The organism is Staphylococcus sp. EG-SA-2, assembly GCF_017152085.1.
This window is the reverse complement of the sequence record NZ_JACYHC010001339.1, coordinates 1-590: the sequence shown is the minus strand read 5'-3', so window position 1 is coordinate 590 and position 590 is coordinate 1. Positions and strand designations below refer to the sequence as shown.

General features: G+C 37.8%; 2 pseudogenes. Both read right to left on the bottom strand.

From position 1 onward, the window contains the following. Positions 1–352: pseudogene (locus IDG60_RS21325) on the bottom strand (imidazolonepropionase); the annotation flags it as partial. Further along, positions 352–590: pseudogene (locus tag IDG60_RS21320) on the bottom strand (urocanate hydratase); the annotation flags it as partial. The pseudogenes IDG60_RS21325 and IDG60_RS21320, both read right to left, overlap by 1 nt.

Here is a 590-nt window from a genome sequence, read left to right as displayed (position 1 = left end):
TTTCTCTAGTAGCATTAACGGTAGATAATATGCCACCACCCATTTCTAATATTTCAAGGTAAGACTTACCTTGACGTTTTAATGACATCTCATGTTCTCGAGATCCACCAAATGTTAAATGGGTATGAGCATCTACTAATGCCGGAGAAACTACTTTTCCACTAGCATCTATCGTCTCAGTCGCATCATAGTCATCTGTATGTTGTCCAGCATATACAATTTTGCCATCTTTAATGACAACTGTACCATTTTTCACAACATTTAATTCATCTAATTCCTTACCCTTCAAAGGTTTATCTGTTGATTTCGGTAAAATTAATTCTGCTATGTGATTAATTATTAAATCATTCATTATTTATCACCTGCTTTATCAATCATTGGAATATGAATACCTTTTTCTTTAGCTGTTTGAATAGCGATGTCATAGCCAGCATCAACATGTCGGGCAACACCCATACCTGGATCAGTCGTCAATACACGTTCCAATCTTCTTTCAGCACGCTCTGATCCATCTGCTACAACAACCATACCCGCATGAAGTGAATATCCCATGCCAACACCGCCACCGTGATGGAATGAAATCCATGAAC